Here is a 15,883-nt window from a genome sequence, read left to right on the forward strand (position 1 = left end):
AAGGAGCTGTGGATATGTCTCTTGGATTCAGGATTTCCGGACGCATCGGCAAGCCGGTCGCCGAGGTCTTCGACGCCGTCGTCAATCCGACGAAGCTCAGCGGCTATTTCACCACCATCGGCGGCGCTTCAGCCCCGCTGGTCGCCGGCACCACCGTCACCTGGTGGAAGACAGTGCCGGTCGAAGTCGACGAGGTGACGAAGGACAAGCGCATCGTGCTGCGCTGGGATGCGACCGACGCCGAGGGCAAGCCGGCATACAAGACGCGTATCGAAATGAATTTCGAGCCGCTGGATGACGGCGGCACCTTCGTCACCATCGCCGAGAGCGGTTGGCGCGAAGGCGAGATCGGCCTGAAGAAGTCCTACCTGAATTGCGAGGGCTGGTCGCAGATGCTTGCCTGCATGAAGGCCTATCTCGAATACGGCATCAATTTGCGCGACGGCTACTATCGCGCCGAGATGAAGGGCGAGCCGGCCAACGAGACCAACATCTGAGCTGAGGAGGCCGGCCGTGACGGTAACCCCGTTCCTTATGTTCGAAGGCAGGGCCGAGGACGCCGTGACGCTTTATTGCGAGACCATTCCGGCGAGCCGCGTTATCGATGTCACGCGCTACGGCCCGAACGAGGACGGGCCCGAAGGGACGGTCAAGCTGGCGCGCGCCTCCATTGGCGGCACGGAAGTCATGATCTTCAACAGCCCGGTGCATCACGCCTTCACCTTCACGCCGTCCTTCTCCTTCTTCGTCGACTGTTCGTCCGACGAGGAACTGGGGCGCATTGTCGACGTTCTATCCAAGGACGGTTCGTTCTCGATGCCGACCGGCAACTACAGCTTCAGCCGCCGCTTTGCTTGGCTCAACGACCGGTTTGGCGTTTCCTGGCAGATCAACCTGCCCTGATGCGAAATTGGGAGAACGCCATGGAACTCAAAGAGAGCCCCACCGCCGAAGCCGGCATGCTGATCCGCCGGCCCGCCGCCGAAGTTTTCAAGGCGATCGTCGATCCGGCGATCACGACGAAATTCTGGTTCACGCATTGGAGCGGCCGGCTGGACGGCGGCAAGCCGGTTCAGTGGGAATGGCGCATGTACGGTGTCTCGACGACCGTCACGGCCAGCGAGATCGTGCCCGGCGAAACGATCGTCATGCAGTGGAGCGATCCGCCGACCACAGTCGTCTGGACTTTTAGCGAAATGCCGGCGACGCGACCTTCCTCGAAGTCCGCAATTTCGGCTTCGCCGGCAGCGGCGACGAGCAGGTGAAGCAGGCCATCGACTCCACGGGCGGCTTCTCGCTGGTGCTGGCCGGCGCCAAGGCGTGGCTGGAACAGGGGCTGACGCTCGGCCTGGTTGGCGACCGTCACCCAAAGGGTGTCTCGGCCGGGTAGAGGCCCGCCGCACCGTAGCGGTCTTAGCGCCCACTGGACCTCTGCTTCCTGCGGTGCCGCGCCAGCATGTTGAGCCCCTCGACCAGCGCGGAAAAACCCATGGCGGCGTAGATGTAGCCCTTGGGCACATGGTAGCCCATGCCGTCGGCGATCAGCGTCATGCCGATCATCAAGAGGAAGCCCAGCGCCAGCATCACGATCGTCGGGTTCCTGGCGATGAAATCGGCAAGCGGTCCGGCCGCCGCCATCATCACGCTCACCGCCACGATCACCGCGATATACATGATGGCGATCTCGTCGGTCATGCCGACGGCGGTGATGATGGAATCGATCGAGAAGACGAGGTCGAGCAAAAGAATCTGGAAGATCGCGCCGGCAAGGCTCATCTGCAGCGTGCCGCCCATCATCGTGTCCTGATGATCCTGCGGGTCGACCGTGTGGTGGATCTCCTTGGTCGCCTTCCAGACCAGGAACAGGCCGCCGGCGATCAGGATCAGGTCGCGCCAGGAAAAGCCGTGCCCGAGCGCCGTGAACACCGGCGTCGTCAATTGCACGATGACCGAGATTGTGGCGAGCAGGATCAGGCGCATGACCAGCGCCGCCGAGATGCCAAGCCTGCGGGCGCGGGCGCGCTGCGCTTCCGGCAACTTGTTGGTGAGGATCGAGACGAAAATCAAATTGTCGATGCCGAGCACGACCTCCAGCACCACCAGCGTCAACAAGGCGATCCATGCGGTCGGATCGGAAACGAAGGCAAAGTGCGGCGCCAGGAATTCGACAAGCTGCATGGAGGTCGTCCCCTCTACGATCTGAAGCAGGTTTCGGCGGGTTCCGCGGGAGTTAGGTGCTTGAGGTCCTCATATCAATGTCACGACCAGAAGGCCGGCACCGTTTCCTCCAGCCGCGGCCCGCGACGAAACGGCGCGATCTTCTCGGCCAGTCCCGTGCGGTCGGAGATCTCGACGCCGATACCGCACAGCGTCGCCGGCCCGCTCGCCGCCTCGAAACGGCCCTTCGGCACTTTCGACAGGAAGCGGTTGAGAGGCTCTTCCTTGTCCATGCCGAGCGAGGAATCGTAATCGCCGCACATGCCGGCATCCGAAATGTAGGCGGTGCCGCCGTTGAGGATCTGATGGTCGGCGGTCGGCTGGTGCGTGTGGGTGCCGACCACGAGGCTGGCGCGACCGTCGACGAAATGCGCAAAGCACATCTTCTCCGACGTCGCCTCCGCATGGAAATCGATAACGACGGCATCCGCCTGCTCGCCGAGCGGGCAGGCCGAAAGCTCGCGCTCGCCGGCCTGGAACGGATCGTCGAGCTCGGGATGCATGAACACGCGGCCCATGATGTTGGCGACGAGCACCCGCGCGCCGTTCCTGGCGATGTAGACGCCGGAGCCGCGCCCCGGCGTGCCCTTGGGAAAATTGGAAGGGCGCAGAAAGCGCTCCTCGCGCGGCGCGAAGATCAGCGCGTCGCGTTGGTCCCAGACATGGTTGCCGGTGGTGACGACATCGGCGCCCGCCGCAAGCGTCTCGCGGAAGATTTCCTCGGTGATGCCGAAGCCGCCGGCGGCGTTCTCGCCATTGACGATGACGAAGTCGAGCTTGAAGTCGGAGATCAGCCCCGGCAGTTGTTCCCACACCGCCGTGCGCCCGGTTTTACCGACCATGTCGCCAAGGAAAAGAAGTCTCATGCAGCGTCGCGCGTACCAAGCGCCCGCGACACCGTCTCCGGCTCCTTGGCGATAACCCGCAGGTAAGCCTGCGCGGCCTGATCCGGCTCGGTTCTGCCTTGCTCCCAGTCCCTCAGCGTGCCGAGCGGAATGAGGTAGCGGATGGAAAATTCCTCCTGCGTAAGATGCAGGGCCCGGCGGATCACTTTGACGCGCGCGACAGGCGCCATGTTTAGTCGATCCCTGGTCAAGGGTGGATTGTCTTTGTCGGCCAAGGCGCCGGACTCTGCCTCCGCATCGCTCATGCTGCGCAGGCGATCCCAATCGCTTTCAGACTCAACCTTGGCGTGCTTCGTCATATGCTTTCTGCTCATGGCGTGTCGCCTGGCGGAGATCAGTCTTATTCGGTCGCCACGTTCGGTATAAATCACTGTCAGAACCACCCCATTGATCATACCGATACCAATGAAGCGCTCTTCCTCATAGTCCATGGAACGATCGACATAATGCAGCCCATGAATGTCATCGAACAAGCGCTTGGCGTCTGAAAATGCCACACCGTGCTTGGCAAGATTGCTCGCTGCCTTGTCGCCGTCCCATTCGAATTCAAGCATATTGCCCTACTGGATTTCAGTAGTATTCGCCGGACGGGCGCCTGCGTCAAGCGTTGAACCGGCGCAACCCGCTCTCGGTCAGTATTTCCTGGATGATCACGTCGTGGTTCTCCTCCGGCACTATCGAAACCTCCTGGCAGTCGAAGGCGATGCCGATCAGCCTGGGCGTCAGCCCTTTCTCGGCGAGCTTGGCGATCGCGCGATCATAGTAGCCAGCGCCGTAGCCGATGCGGTGGCCGCGCGCGTCGAAAGCGGCAAGCGGCACCAGCATCAGCGAGGGGTCGAGCACTTCCGCCTCCTCATGCGGCCCGACCGTGCCGAAGCCCGTGTCGACCATCGGCGCGCCGTGTACCAGTTCGCGGAACACGATCGTGGTCTTGTCGAGGATCGCCGGCAGGCAGAGCCTGGCGCCCTTTTCGCGCAGCACAAACATCAGCGGCCGCACGTCGACCTCGGAGCGCATCGGCCAGAAGCCGGACACCACCTGGCCCGGTTCGACCGCGATTTGCTCCTTCGCGGTTTCCGCCATTTCGAGCGCGATCTCGACGCGCCAGAATTCGTCGAGCGCATCGCGACGCGCCAGCGCTTCCTTGCGAAGCCGTTTCTTCAGGTCTTTCGGTGAGTTCATGCTCAGACGCTAGAAAAGGCCGGATTTGGATGGAGTTTCAGGAGCGACGTTTTCTACCGCACAAATCCCAAAATCGGGAGAGCGGCGATCCACACAACCGGTGGAGAGGTCGATCCCGGGTGCCTACAAAGTAGGTGGGCGCCGTGTGAGAAAACCCACGGGTCTTCCCAGGGACAGCTCCCTAAGGATCGATAAGGCCCCGGGGATAAGTTTCTCCTGCCGGGAAGCGCAGACCGCCGACGCCAATATAAGCCGGCGGTCGGCCGAGCGCCAGAGAGACGAAGGGCGAGAAACGAACGGCCAGTCAAAGCTTGCGCGCATCCACTTGGCTCCTTACGGTCCCGCCGCACGGATAGGAAAAAAAATGCGTTTCGAGGGTACCGCGGCCTATGTCGCCGACAAGGATCTGATGGTTGCGGTCAATGCCGCGATCGCGCTGGAGCGGCCCTTGCTGGTCAAGGGCGAGCCCGGCACCGGCAAGACCGAGCTTGCCCGCCAGGTGGCGGCGGCGCTCGGGCTGGATCTCATCGAATGGAACGTCAAATCGACCACCAAGGCGCAGCAGGGCCTTTACGAATATGACGCGGTCTCGCGGCTGCGCGACAGCCAGCTCGGCGACGGCCGTTTCAGCGACATCAAGAACTACATCAAGCGCGGCAAGCTTTGGGACGCCTTCGCCGCGCCGAGAAAAGTGGTTCTCTTGATCGACGAGATCGACAAGGCCGACATCGAGTTCCCGAACGACCTCTTGCAGGAGCTCGATCGGATGGAGTTCTTCGTCTACGAGACCGGCGAGACCATACGCGCCGAATTCAGGCCGATTGTCGTCATCACCTCGAACAACGAGAAGGAGCTGCCGGACGCCTTCCTGCGCCGCTGCTTCTTCCACTATATCAGCTTCCCCGACATCGAGACGTTGCACTGCATCGTCGACGTGCATTATCCCGGCATCAAGCAGAACCTGGTGCGGGCGGCCCTCACCCAGTTCTACGAGATCCGCGATGTGCCGGGCTTGAAGAAGAAGCCCTCGACCTCCGAAGCGCTCGACTGGATCCGCCTGCTGGTCGCCGACGACATCGCGCCGGAAGATTTGCGCACCGATCCGAAGAACATCCTGCCGAAGCTGCATGGAGCGCTGTTGAAGAACGAGCAGGACGTCCACCTCTTCGAGCGCCTGGCTTTCATGGCGAGACGGCAGGGATAGGCCGGCAGCAACAGCGCTTTCCCGGGCTGTGGACCGTTGCCGGCGAGCGGTGGCTGCGGCAGCTTCGGACCAAAGCATTGGAGGAAGAAATGTCCGAAATCGTCGTCCGCCCGCTTGCACAGTCCGACCATGCCGACTGGCGGCGCCTGTGGACAGCCTACCTCACCTTCTACGAGACCAAGCTGCCGCACGAGGTCTACGACGTCACCTGGAAGCGCCTGTTCACGGCAGGCGAATTCGAGCCGAAGGGTTTTATCGCTACACTTGACGGCAAGCCTGTGGGCCTCACTCACTATCTCTACCACCGCTCCTGCTGGTCGCAGGTCAACAACTGCTACCTGCAGGACCTGTTCGCCGACCCCGAAGTGCGCGGCAAGGGCGTCGGCGCGGCGCTGATCAAAGCGGTGCAGGACGATGCCAGCAAGATCGGTGTGAAGAACGTCTACTGGATGACGCACGAGACCAACGCCACCGCACGCCGGCTCTACGACCATGTCGCGCGCCGCACGGGCTTCATCGAGTACGACCTGCTATAAGGGGCCATGTTCATCCCCTTCTTCCTCGAATTGAAGGCCGCGCGGGTTCCCGTTTCGCTCCGGGAGTACCTGTCACTGCTGGAAGGGCTGGAAGCGGGATTGGTCGACTACGATATCGAGGGTTTCTACTACCTCGCGCGCTCGGCTCTGGTGAAGGACGAGCGCCATATCGACCGTTTTCGACCAGGTGTTCGCGCATGTCTTCAAGGGCGTCGAGGCGGTCACTGGCCCGGACGCGGTCGACGTCGCCAACATTCCGGAGGAATGGCTGCGCCGGCTCGCCGAAAAGCACCTGACCGACGAGGAGAAGAGACTGGTCGAGGCTCTCGGCGGCTTCGACAAGCTGATGGAGACCTTGAAGCAGCGGCTGGAGGAGCAGAAGGGCCGCCACCAGGGCGGCTCGAAATGGATCGGCACCGGCGGCACCTCGCCCTTCGGCGCCTATGGCTACAATCCGGAAGGCGTGCGCATCGGCCAGCACGAAAGCCGGCACCGTCGCGCGGTAAAAGTCTGGGACAAGCGCGAGTTCAGGAATTTCGACGACGCGGTCGAGCTCGGCACGCGCAACATCAAGGTCGCGCTGAAGCGCCTGCGCCGCTGGGTGCGCGAGGGCGCCGAGGAAGAATTCGACCTGCCCGGCACCATCCACGCCACCGCCGAGCATGGCTATCTCGATGTGAGAACCCGGCCCGAGCGCCGCAATGCAGTGAAGCTTCTGATGTTCTTCGATGTCGGCGGCTCGATGCACGACCATATCCGCGCCGTCGAGGAATTGTTTTCGGCCGCCCGCGCCGAATTCCGCCAGCTCGAATATTTCTACTTCCACAACTGCCTTTACGAGCGCGTCTGGAAGGACAATCGACGCCGGCTTGCCGAGACGATCCCGACCTTAGACCTCATCCACAAATACGGGCCGGACTACAAGGTGATCGTCGTCGGCGACGCCTCGATGAGCCCTTACGAGATCGCCCAGCCCGGCGGCTCGGTCGAGCACTGGAACCCGGAGGCCGGCAGCGTCTGGCTCGCGCGTCTTCTTCAGCAATGGCCGAACGCGGTCTGGCTCAACCCGGAAGCTGAGAAGAACTGGCGCTACACCCACTCAATCGCGATGATCAGCGAAATCTTCGGCGGCCGCATGTTCCCGCTGACGCTTGCTGGGCTCGAAGCGGCGACGAAGCAGCTTTCTCGCAAACATTAGCGAACGGCTCTGGCTGGGCAGGCCTGTAACAAATGCCTATGTTGGGGCGAATATCGGTTGCACCAACAACGAGCCGCCAAAGGCCGAGGAGATTTCATGGACACCCACGCCTACCCCGTCACCCGCAGCGATGCCGAGTGGCGCGCCCGGCTGACGCCGGAGCAGTACGCCGTCATGCGCAACCACGGCACCGAGCGCCCCGGAAGCTGCGCCCTGCTCTACGAGAAGCGCGCCGGCACCTTCTTCTGCGTCGGCTGCGACCAGCCACTGTTCGAATCCAAGCTGAAGTTCGAGAGCGGCACCGGTTGGCCGAGCTTCAACGATCCGGTCCCGGGTTCGATCGAGACCACTGTCGACCGCAGCTACGGCATGGTCCGCACCGAATGCCACTGCTCGCGCTGCGGCAGCCATCTCGGCCACGTCTTCGAGGATGGTCCGCCCCCGACCGGCCTGCGCTATTGCATCAACGGCGTGGCGCTCAGATTCGAGCCGGCGGCCTGAACCGCGCCCGATCGACACTTGCAAGGAAGGGCGGCTTGGGCCGCCCTTTTTGTTTGCGAGGAGGCCTGGCGCCGCTCAGCCAACCGCCGTTGCAATCAGCCAGAGCGCCGAGCCCAACATCATCAGCGATGCCTTTGCGCCGCCGGTTTTCTCCACCGTTCGCCAAACGGCAAGGGTGAGGAAGATATTGTAGGGAACGGGCAGGAAATGCACCGTCAGAACCAGCCAGAGCGGCAGCTTCAGCCCGAGCAGGACGAGCGCCAACCCCGACAACGCGATGTTGATCGCCGTGCCGACAAGAAGCATGTCGCGCCAGAACAATCGGACGAGCGGCGTTTTGCCTTGCCAACGAGAACGGAAGAAGCTGGCGACCACCTGCGGTCTACTCCTCGCTCAGCACCTCAATCACGGCGCGCTCGAAGCGCGAGCATTCCGTCACCAGCCAGTCAGCCATGGCCGGCCAGTTGTCCTCGGCAAAACAGTTGACCCGCCACTGCGAGTTGATGCCGAGGTTTTGCGCACTCTGCTCCGGTCTGAGCTTCAGCCGCGCCTCAATGGCCGGCTGGAACGGCTTCAGCCGCGACCAGACGTCCGTTGCGCCGAACTTCTCGTTGCGGCCGAAGAAGACTCCGACCACGTCCTCGCTGGGCGCGACATACATGGAAAGCACCAGCCCGAATTCGGGCATTCCACGCTGCCAGAACCACGGCCCGCGCCTCGCCAGCCGCGCCCTTTCATGCGGGTGCCGTTCGGCGAACAGCGCCCAGAAGCCGCGATGGCGGAACTCCGAAGCGCGGCGGCCGCCGAAGTCGAACTCACTCATGGCCGTCTCCGGCCATGAGCCTTAGACCATGCCGAGCGCGGCCTTGTAGAGGTCGAGGATCGCCTCGGCTTCCTGTCGCTCGGCCTGGTCCTGCTTGCGCATTCTAACCAGCTGCCGCACCGCCTTAACGTCAAAGCCGGTACCCTTGGCCTCGGCATAGACGTCCTTGATGTCGTCGGAAATCGTCTTCTTCTCTTCCTCGAGCCGCTCGATGCGCTCGATGATAGCGCGCAGCTGGCCGGCGGCTACAGTCTGGCTGGTTTCGGTGATCTCGTCGGCCATTTTTCTCTCCGCGTTTTTTGCGCCACGGCGATTCCCGCCCCGGCGAAATTGGAGCCGGTTCGATGCCCGAGCAGGCGCGGCGGGTCAAGACATTATCGATGCGGCATGAAGGGCCAGGGCACCCCTAAGGTGTGTTGAGATTCGGGCCAGGCCGAGCCGAGAATGGTGGTTTCCGAGAACCGGAGCGGAGCGTACTTCAGGTACGTGAGCACCGGCCTACGCCGGCCGTAGCCTTAAACTGCACCGCGACTCATGAGTGCTTCGGCCGGCGAAGGCCGGAAGCGCAGGAAGCCGCCATTTGCAGGCCGGCCTCACCTGAATATCAGCACACCTTACCCGAAAGCGATCAGCAGATCCTTCGCATCGATCTGGTCGCCGGCCTTGACCAGCACTTCGGCGACCACGCCGTCGCGCTCGGCATGCAGCGCCGTTTCCATCTTCATCGCCTCGATCGAGAGCAGCACATCGCCTGCCTTGACCGCCTGGCCTTGCGTCACGGCGAGCGCCGACACCACGCCCGGCATCGGCGCGCCGATATGCGCCTCGTTGCCCGGCTCCGCCTTGCGCCGCGCCTTGGCGGCCGAGGCGCCATGCGCGCGGTCCGGCACCTTCACGCGGCGCGGCTGGCCGTTGAGCTCGAAGAAGACGGTGACCATGCCCTTTTCGTCGACATCGCCAAACGCCTGGCAGCGTACCACCAAGGTCTTGCCCTTCTCGATATCGACGAAGATCTCGTCTTCCGACTTCATGCCGTAGAAATAGGTCGGCGTCGGCAGCACGCTGACCGGCCCGTAGGTTTCCTGCGCGGCGGCAAAGTCGGTGAAGACCTTTGGATACATCAGCCAGGAGGCGAATTCATACTCGCTGAGCTTGCGCTCGAGCTTCTCCTCGATCTCCTTGCGGCTCGCCTTGAGGTTGGCCGGCTTGAGCAGCGAGCCTGGCCTAACCGTGATCGGCTTCTCGCCCTTCAGCACCTTCTTCTGCAGCGCTTGCGGCCATCCGCCGGGCGACTGGCCGAGATCGCCGCGCAGCATCGAGACGACCGAATCCGGGAAAGCGATGTCCTTTGCTGGGTTCTCGACATCGGCGACCGTAAGCTCCTGGCTCACCATCATCAGCGCCATGTCGCCGACCACCTTGGACGACGGCGTCACCTTGACGATATCGCCGAACATCAGGTTGACGTCATGATAGGCCTGCGCCACCTCGTGCCAGCGCGTTTCGAGACCGAGCGAGCGCGCCTGCTCCTTGAGGTTGGTGAACTGGCCGCCCGGCATCTCGTGCAGATAGACCTCCGAGGCCGGTCCCTTGAGGTCGCTTTCGAAGGCGGCATACTGGTTGCGCACCGCTTCCCAATAGAAGGAGATATGGCGGATCCACTGCGGATCGAGGCCGGGGTCGCGTTCCGTGCCCTTCAGCGCCTCGACGATCGAGCCGAGGCAGGGCTGCGAAGTGTTGCCGGAGAAGGAATCCATCGCCGCGTCGATCGCATCGACGCCGGTTTCCACCGCCGCCAGCACCGTCGCCGCCGACAGGCCGGACGTGTCATGCGTGTGGAAATGGATCGGCAGGTCCGTGGCCTCGCGCAGCGCCTTGAACAGCACGCGCGCGGCCGACGGCTTCAACAGCCCCGCCATGTCCTTCACCGCGATGATGTGCGCGCCGGCGGCTTCCAGCTCCTTCGCCAGCCCGACATAATATTTGAGATCGTATTTGGCGCGCGCCGGATCGAGGATATCGCCGGTGTAGCACATCGCCGCTTCGATCAGCTTGCCCTCGGCGCCCACCGCGTCCATGGCGACGCGCATGTTCTCGACCCAGTTCAGACAGTCGAAGACGCGGAACAGGTCGACGCCGCCGGCGGCTGCCTGTTTGACGAAATGCTGCACGACATTGTCGGGATAGTTGGTATAGCCGACGCCGTTGGCACCGCGCAGCAGCATCTGCAGCAGAAGGTTGGGCGCAGCCTCGCGCACCCGCGACAGCCGCTCCCAAGGATCCTCGGTGAGGAAGCGCATGGCGACGTCGAACGTCGCGCCGCCCCAGCATTCCAGCGACAACAGCTGCGGCAATGCCCGCGCATAGGTGCCGGCGATGCCGGCAATGTCATAGGTGCGCATGCGGGTGGCGAGCAGCGACTGGTGGCCATCGCGCATCGTCGTGTCGGTGACCAGCACTTGGGCTTGCTCGCGCATCCAGGCCGCGAACTTCTGAGGTCCGAGCGCATCGAACTTCTGCTTGCTGCCGTCCGACACCTTGCCGTTGAGATAGGGCACGACGGGTGCCGCGGCATCGGCCTTGGGCATCGGCCGTCCGCGCGTCTCCGGATGGCCGTTGACGCTTACGTCGGCGAGATAGTTGAGCAGCTTGGTGGCGCGGTCCTGCCGCTTCACCTGCTGGAACAGTTCCGGTGTCGTGTCGATGAACTTGGTGGTGTAGGAATTGTCGGCGAAGCTCGGGTGGTTGATGATCGCTTCGAGGAAGGTGAGGTTGGTCGCCACGCCGCGGATGCGGAATTCGCGCAGCGCCCGGTTCATGCGCCGGATCGCTTCGAGCGGCGTCGGCGCCCAGGCGGTGATCTTCTCGAGCAGCGGATCGTAGAAGCGGGTGATGACCGCGCCCGAATAGGCGGTGCCGCCGTCAAGGCGGATGCCGAAGCCGGTCGCGCCGCGATAGGCGGTGATGCGGCCGTAATCCGGGATGAAATTCTGCTCCGGATCCTCTGTGGTGATGCGGCATTGCAGCGCGTGGCCGTTGAGCTTGATATCCTGCTGCGCCGGCACGCCGGAATCCGGCGTGCCGATGGCAAAGCCATCGAGGATGTGGATCTGCGCCTTCACGATGTCGATGCCGGTTACCATCTCGGTGACGGTATGCTCGACCTGGATGCGCGGGTTGACTTCGATGAAGTAGAACCTGCCGGTGTCGGCGTCCTGCAGGAACTCGACCGTGCCGGCGCCGATATAGCTGGTCTCGCGCGCGATCTTCAACGCGTAGCCGCAGAGCTCCTGGCGCAGCTCGTCGCTGAGGTAGGGAGCCGGCGCGCGCTCGACGACCTTCTGGTTGCGGCGCTGGATCGAGCAGTCGCGCTCGAACAGATGCACCGCGTTGCCATGGGTGTCGCCAAGCACCTGCACCTCGACATGGCGGGCGCGCTCGATCAGCTTCTCGAGATAGACCTCGTCCTTGCCGAAGGCGGCTTTCGCCTCGCGCTTGCCTTCCATCACCTCGCGCGCAAGGTCGGCTTCCGCGCGGATGGCGCGCATGCCGCGGCCGCCGCCGCCCCATGAGGCCTTGAGCATCACCGGATAGCCGATTCCCGCGGCGAGCTTCTTCACCTCTTCCATGTCGTCCGGCAGCGGATCGGTGGCAGGCACGACCGGTACGCCGACCTCGATCGCCAGGTTGCGCGCGGCAACCTTGTTGCCGAGCCGGCGCATCGTCTCCGGCTTCGGCCCGATGAAGGTGATGCCGGCGGCCGCACAGGCCTCGGCGAATTCCGGGCTCTCCGACAACAGGCCATAGCCGGGATGGATGGCATCCGCGCCCGACAGCTTGGCGACGCGGATCACCTCGTCAATCGAAAGATAGCTTTCGATCGGCCCCATGTCCTTGGCCAGATGCGGCCCGCGCCCGACCTGGTAGCTTTCGTCGGCCTTGAAGCGGTGCAGCGAATATTTGTCCTCTTCCGCCCAGATCGCCACGGTTTTGAGGCCAAGCTCGTTGGCCGCGCGAAAGACGCGGATGGCGATTTCGGACCGGTTGGCGACGAGGATCTTCGTGATTGCCAAGGACTGGGCTCCAGCAGCGGAAAGTGAGATGAACGGCGCAATGATTAGCGTGAAAATGCTGCAGCGCAAACTAAATCGCGCGACACTTAAACCGATTTAAATCGTTCGTTTGCGCCAAAACAGCCGCTGTCATTCATGCAACGGTCCAGAGCGGCCTGCAAAGGGGTTCCCGGCGAGGGACTGACGGCGCGTGGCGAGGGAGCATCCGATAATGCATGTCGCCCAAAAAGTGCGCAGCGGTTGGGCGAACGACATGCATCAAAAAAGGACTTTAAAGCGCGTCGCTTGAATCCGGCTTCAACGCGACGCGCCATAAAGAAAATGCCCGGCGCTGAGCGCCGGGCATCGCGAAAAGTCGGCTTCTGTTTGCCGGCTTATTTCTCGAAGTAGCTGTACTTGCCGTCCTCGCCCTTCTTCCATTCGTAGATGACGTAGTCCGGACGGGTGATGTCGCCCTTGGAGTCGTAGCCGATCTCGCCGATCGCCGTCTTCCACGGACCGCCGGACTTGATCGTCTCGGCAACCTTCTGCGCATCGTCGGCCGAGCCGACCTTGGCAATGGCCTGAGAGATGATCTGGATCGCGGCATAGGAGTAGAGCGTGTAGGCTTCCGGCTCGAAGCCGGCGGCGCGGAACTTCTCCACCACTTCCTTGGCGGCCGGATTCTTGCGCGGATCCGGAGCGAAGGTGTTGAGCGTACCGGCAACGGCGTCGCCGGCGATCGAGGCCAGTTCGTTGGAGACGATGCCGTCGCCCGAGAACATCGGCGCCTTCAGGCCCTGGTCGGCCGACTGACGGATGATCAGACCGGCTTCGGTGTGCAGGCCGCCCCAGTAGATCAGGGTGACGCCATTTTCCTTCATCTTGGCGATGAGGGCCGAGAAGTCCTTGTCGCCGACGTTCACGCCTTCATACATAACTTCCTTGATGCCGTTGGCGTTCAGGTTCTTCTTGGTCTCGTCGGCAAGGCCCTGGCCGTAAGGCGTCTTGTCGTGGATGATGGCGATCTTGGCGTCCTTGAAGTTCTTGGCGATGTATTCGCCCGCCACCTTGCCCTGCTGGTCGTCGCGACCGCAGGTGCGGAAGGTGTTCCACAGGCCGCGCTCGGTGAGCTTCGGATTGGTCGCCGACGGCGTCATGACGAGGATGCCGTTCTCCGCATAGACTTCCGACGCAGGAATGGTCACGCCAGAGTTGAAGTGGCCGTCGACGAACTTGACGCCGTCGCCGACGAACTTGTTGGCGACCGAGATGCCCTGCTTGGGATCGGAGACGTCGTCGCCGATCTCGAGCTTGAGCTGCTGCCCATTGATGCCGCCCGCCGCGTTGATGTCGGCGACCGCCTGTTCCGCGCCCTTCTGCAGCTGCGCGCCGAAAGCGGCGTTCGGGCCAGTGATCGGACCGGCGACGCCGATCAGGATGTCGGCCCACGCGCTGCCGCTGAACGCGATGAACGCGGTCAGCGCCACGGCGGACAAGAGTGATTTTTTCATTGAAACGCTCCCATTTACGGAGTGGGCGTGGATGATACTTTCATGCGATGCCCACCCTTATCGCAGAAAGCATAGAATGCCGATTTTCAGGCACTTGTCACGTCGATTCATCCCCGAAACGACGTTAATCATGAACCTCAACCCTTCGGCTTCCAGCTCAATAAGGAAGCTCTTTCGTAGAGCCAATTATATTGCGTCACCATCTGGTTGGTGCGCGTGTATTGATAGCCGAGGAAGCCTAGGATCATCAGCACGACGGTGTCGATGATATAGTAGCGCAGCGAGAACATCGTGCCTTCGAACAGGGCGTGATGGATGAACCTGATGCCGATGCCGAGACCGAGCATATAGAAGAACAGCCGGACATGGCTGCTCCAGGTCTGCGCCGCCGCCTTGCCGGTCATCCATGCCGCCCAGCCGCCGAGCAGGCAGGTGACGAACAGGAACTGCCAGATCGAGGCTTCTTCGTAGAGAACGCCCTGCATGATTGATGTCCCCCGACCTTAGTGATGCCCGCCTTCGAGATAGGCGGCGCGAACTTCCGGATTGGCGAGCAGCTCCTTGCCGGTGCCGCTCATCGTCACATTGCCGTTGACCATGACATAGCCGCGATCGGCGAGCTTGAGCGCGCCGAAGGCGTTCTGCTCGACCAGGAACACGGTCAGCCCTTGGGTCCTGTTCAGTTCGCGGATGGCGTCGAAGATCTGCTTGACGATCAGCGGCGCCAGGCCCAGCGACGGCTCATCGAGCAGAAGCAGCTTCGGCCGCCCCATCAGCGCGCGCCCGATCGACAGCATCTGCTGTTCGCCGCCCGACAGCGTGCCGCCGCGCTGGTTGATGCGCTCCTTCAGCCGCGGGAACAGCGCGAACACCTTCTCGGCATCCTCGTCAAAATGCTTGAGGTTGTCGATGCTGGCGCCCATCTGCAGGTTTTCCATCACCGTCATGCGCGGGAAGATGCGGCGTCCCTCCGGCGACTGGGCGATGCGCATGCGGGCGATCTCGTGCGTCGGCAGCTGGGTGATGTTGGTGCCGGCGAAGGTGATGGTGCCGGCGCGAGGGCGTGGGGCACCAAAAATGGTCATCATCAGCGTCGACTTGCCGGCGCCGTTGGCGCCGATCAGCGCCACGATCTCACCCTGGTTGACGCTCACGTCCACCCCGTTCAGCGCCCGGATGTTGCCGTAGTAGGTCTGCACGCCCTTGATATCGAGCAGCGTTGTGCCGGCCATTATTTACGCCCTCCACGCGGCTTGGCTGTCGAGGATCTCGCGGCCGGCTTGGCCGGCGATGTGGACTTTTTGGCCGGGGACTTCGGCTTCACTGCGGGCTTTCCGGCCTGCGAGGTCGGCTTGCTTCTTGTTGAGGTCGCGCGTGCATCGACCAGAGCCGCTTTCGAGGCGCCCTTCGACACCGTGACGCGCTCGCCTTCGTCCGCGTGTTCGACAGAATCGGAAACCGGTCCCGCCATCATCGAGGCGGAATTGCCCGGCCCGTGCGCCGCATCCGGCCCGGTATCGAGCTGCTCGATGACATCCTCGTCGCCGACTTCGGTGAGCACGGTTTCGACCTCTTCGTCGTCGACGCCGAGATAGGCGGCGATGACGCGCGGGTCGGTCCTGACCGACTGCGGGTTGCCATCGGAGATCTTGCGGCCGTATTCGAGCACCACGACATGGTCGGAGATCTGCATGACCACCGACATGTCATGCTCGATGAGCAGGATCGAGGTGCCGGTGTTGTCCTTGATG

17 protein-coding genes, 1 other RNA gene and 2 pseudogenes are annotated in these 15,883 nt (G+C 62.9%); 7 read left to right on the forward strand and 13 right to left on the reverse strand.

Annotation, left to right across the window (positions count from 1 at the left end; all coding sequences use genetic code 11):
• Positions 1-14: 14 nt before the first annotated feature.
• The 3 genes and pseudogenes from RFN28_RS32100 to RFN28_RS32110 all read left to right on the forward strand — a co-directional run bounded on the left by RFN28_RS32100 (position 15) and on the right by RFN28_RS32110 (position 1,390).
• Positions 15-497: an SRPBCC domain-containing protein gene (locus RFN28_RS32100; protein WP_320291175.1), complete on the forward strand. Its 483-nt coding sequence runs from the start codon at positions 15-17 to the stop codon at positions 495-497.
• 16 nt (positions 498-513) lie between these two features.
• Entirely contained in the window at positions 514-903 is a 390-nt protein-coding gene (locus tag RFN28_RS32105) for a VOC family protein (protein ID WP_320291176.1), read from the forward strand.
• A gap of 20 nt (positions 904-923) precedes the next feature.
• Positions 924-1,390 (forward strand): annotated as a pseudogene (locus RFN28_RS32110) (SRPBCC family protein).
• Between the two features lie 23 nt (positions 1,391-1,413).
• Here RFN28_RS32110 and RFN28_RS32115 read toward each other — a convergent pair.
• From RFN28_RS32115 to ssrS, 5 genes are all read right to left on the reverse strand, one after another.
• On the reverse strand, positions 1,414-2,178 hold the full coding sequence (locus tag RFN28_RS32115) for a TerC family protein (RefSeq protein ID WP_320291177.1): 765 nt from the start codon (positions 2,176-2,178) through the stop codon (positions 1,414-1,416).
• An 80-nt stretch (positions 2,179-2,258) separates the two neighbouring features.
• Complete coding sequence (locus RFN28_RS32120; RefSeq protein ID WP_320291178.1) at positions 2,259-3,083, reverse strand: TIGR00282 family metallophosphoesterase; 825 nt, start codon at positions 3,081-3,083, stop codon at positions 2,259-2,261.
• A complete protein-coding gene (locus RFN28_RS32125) occupies positions 3,080-3,676 on the reverse strand; it encodes a BrnT family toxin (RefSeq protein WP_320291181.1) in 597 nt (198 codons plus the stop codon). Before RFN28_RS32125 ends, RFN28_RS32120 begins: the two co-directional genes overlap by 4 nt.
• A gap of 46 nt (positions 3,677-3,722) precedes the next feature.
• Entirely contained in the window at positions 3,723-4,304 is a 582-nt protein-coding gene (locus RFN28_RS32130; RefSeq protein ID WP_320291184.1) for a 5-formyltetrahydrofolate cyclo-ligase, read from the reverse strand.
• Between the two features lie 82 nt (positions 4,305-4,386).
• A non-coding RNA gene (gene ssrS / locus RFN28_RS32135) (6S RNA) lies at positions 4,387-4,542 on the reverse strand.
• Positions 4,543-4,668: 126 nt separating this feature from the next.
• Here ssrS and RFN28_RS32140 point away from each other — a divergent pair.
• The 4 genes and pseudogenes from RFN28_RS32140 (at position 4,669) to msrB (ending at position 7,743) form a co-directional block, all read left to right on the forward strand.
• Positions 4,669-5,508 carry an AAA family ATPase gene (locus RFN28_RS32140; protein WP_320291185.1) on the forward strand — a complete coding sequence of 280 codons (840 nt, stop codon included), beginning with the start codon at positions 4,669-4,671 and terminating at the stop codon, positions 5,506-5,508.
• Between the two features lie 89 nt (positions 5,509-5,597).
• Complete coding sequence (locus RFN28_RS32145; protein ID WP_320291186.1) at positions 5,598-6,044, forward strand: GNAT family N-acetyltransferase; 447 nt, start codon at positions 5,598-5,600, stop codon at positions 6,042-6,044.
• A gap of 6 nt (positions 6,045-6,050) precedes the next feature.
• Positions 6,051-7,242: pseudogene (locus tag RFN28_RS32150) on the forward strand (vWA domain-containing protein).
• A gap of 96 nt (positions 7,243-7,338) precedes the next feature.
• Complete coding sequence (msrB, locus tag RFN28_RS32155; protein WP_040974413.1) at positions 7,339-7,743, forward strand: peptide-methionine (R)-S-oxide reductase MsrB; 405 nt, start codon at positions 7,339-7,341, stop codon at positions 7,741-7,743.
• A 75-nt stretch (positions 7,744-7,818) separates the two neighbouring features.
• Here msrB and RFN28_RS32160 read toward each other — a convergent pair whose 3' ends face one another.
• From RFN28_RS32160 to RFN28_RS32195, 8 genes are all read right to left on the reverse strand, one after another.
• Positions 7,819-8,118, reverse strand: a complete 300-nt coding sequence (locus tag RFN28_RS32160; protein WP_320291187.1) for a hypothetical protein — start codon at positions 8,116-8,118, stop codon at positions 7,819-7,821.
• Between the two features lie 7 nt (positions 8,119-8,125).
• Positions 8,126-8,566, reverse strand: a complete 441-nt coding sequence (locus RFN28_RS32165) for a hypothetical protein (RefSeq protein WP_320291188.1) — start codon at positions 8,564-8,566, stop codon at positions 8,126-8,128.
• A gap of 21 nt (positions 8,567-8,587) precedes the next feature.
• Positions 8,588-8,848, reverse strand: coding sequence for a DUF2312 domain-containing protein (locus tag RFN28_RS32170; protein ID WP_320291189.1), 261 nt, complete (start codon positions 8,846-8,848; stop codon positions 8,588-8,590).
• A gap of 332 nt (positions 8,849-9,180) precedes the next feature.
• Positions 9,181-12,639 carry a pyruvate carboxylase gene (gene pyc, locus RFN28_RS32175; protein ID WP_320291190.1) on the reverse strand — a complete coding sequence of 1,153 codons (3,459 nt, stop codon included), beginning with the start codon at positions 12,637-12,639 and terminating at the stop codon, positions 9,181-9,183.
• A 374-nt stretch (positions 12,640-13,013) separates the two neighbouring features.
• Entirely contained in the window at positions 13,014-14,132 is a 1,119-nt protein-coding gene (locus tag RFN28_RS32180; RefSeq protein WP_320262380.1) for a branched-chain amino acid ABC transporter substrate-binding protein, read from the reverse strand.
• Positions 14,133-14,269: 137 nt separating this feature from the next.
• The gene (locus RFN28_RS32185) at positions 14,270-14,617 is read right to left on the reverse strand and encodes a DUF6867 family protein (RefSeq protein WP_320291191.1); all 348 of its coding nucleotides are present in this window, start codon (positions 14,615-14,617) and stop codon (positions 14,270-14,272) included.
• Between the two features lie 18 nt (positions 14,618-14,635).
• Positions 14,636-15,364 (reverse strand): ABC transporter ATP-binding protein, encoded by a 729-nt coding sequence (locus RFN28_RS32190; protein WP_320291192.1) that lies wholly within the window; start codon positions 15,362-15,364, stop codon positions 14,636-14,638.
• A partial coding sequence (locus RFN28_RS32195; protein WP_502572789.1) for an ABC transporter ATP-binding protein C-terminal domain-containing protein occupies positions 15,364-15,883 on the reverse strand: 520 nt, incomplete at its 5' end. The genes RFN28_RS32195 and RFN28_RS32190, both read right to left, overlap by 1 nt.

This window comes from Mesorhizobium album (genome assembly GCF_033977205.1).
GTDB lineage: Bacteria > Pseudomonadota > Alphaproteobacteria > Rhizobiales > Rhizobiaceae > Mesorhizobium > Mesorhizobium album.

Coding starts and splice junctions, on each gene's coding strand:
- RFN28_RS32100 (WP_320291175.1), top strand. CDS start 15: ATGTCTCTTGGATTCAGGATTTCCGGACGCATCGGCAAGCCGGTCGCC.
- RFN28_RS32115 (WP_320291177.1), bottom strand. CDS start 2,178: ATGCAGCTTGTCGAATTCCTGGCGCCGCACTTTGCCTTCGTTTCCGAT.
- RFN28_RS32120 (WP_320291178.1), bottom strand. CDS start 3,083: ATGAGACTTCTTTTCCTTGGCGACATGGTCGGTAAAACCGGGCGCACG.
- RFN28_RS32125 (WP_320291181.1), bottom strand. CDS start 3,676: ATGCTTGAATTCGAATGGGACGGCGACAAGGCAGCGAGCAATCTTGCC.
- RFN28_RS32130 (WP_320291184.1), bottom strand. CDS start 4,304: ATGAACTCACCGAAAGACCTGAAGAAACGGCTTCGCAAGGAAGCGCTG.
- RFN28_RS32140 (WP_320291185.1), top strand. CDS start 4,669: ATGCGTTTCGAGGGTACCGCGGCCTATGTCGCCGACAAGGATCTGATG.
- RFN28_RS32145 (WP_320291186.1), top strand. CDS start 5,598: ATGTCCGAAATCGTCGTCCGCCCGCTTGCACAGTCCGACCATGCCGAC.
- msrB (WP_040974413.1), top strand. CDS start 7,339: ATGGACACCCACGCCTACCCCGTCACCCGCAGCGATGCCGAGTGGCGC.
- RFN28_RS32165 (WP_320291188.1), bottom strand. CDS start 8,566: ATGAGTGAGTTCGACTTCGGCGGCCGCCGCGCTTCGGAGTTCCGCCAT.
- RFN28_RS32170 (WP_320291189.1), bottom strand. CDS start 8,848: ATGGCCGACGAGATCACCGAAACCAGCCAGACTGTAGCCGCCGGCCAG.
- RFN28_RS32180 (WP_320262380.1), bottom strand. CDS start 14,132: ATGAAAAAATCACTCTTGTCCGCCGTGGCGCTGACCGCGTTCATCGCG.
- RFN28_RS32185 (WP_320291191.1), bottom strand. CDS start 14,617: ATGCAGGGCGTTCTCTACGAAGAAGCCTCGATCTGGCAGTTCCTGTTC.
- RFN28_RS32190 (WP_320291192.1), bottom strand. CDS start 15,364: ATGGCCGGCACAACGCTGCTCGATATCAAGGGCGTGCAGACCTACTAC.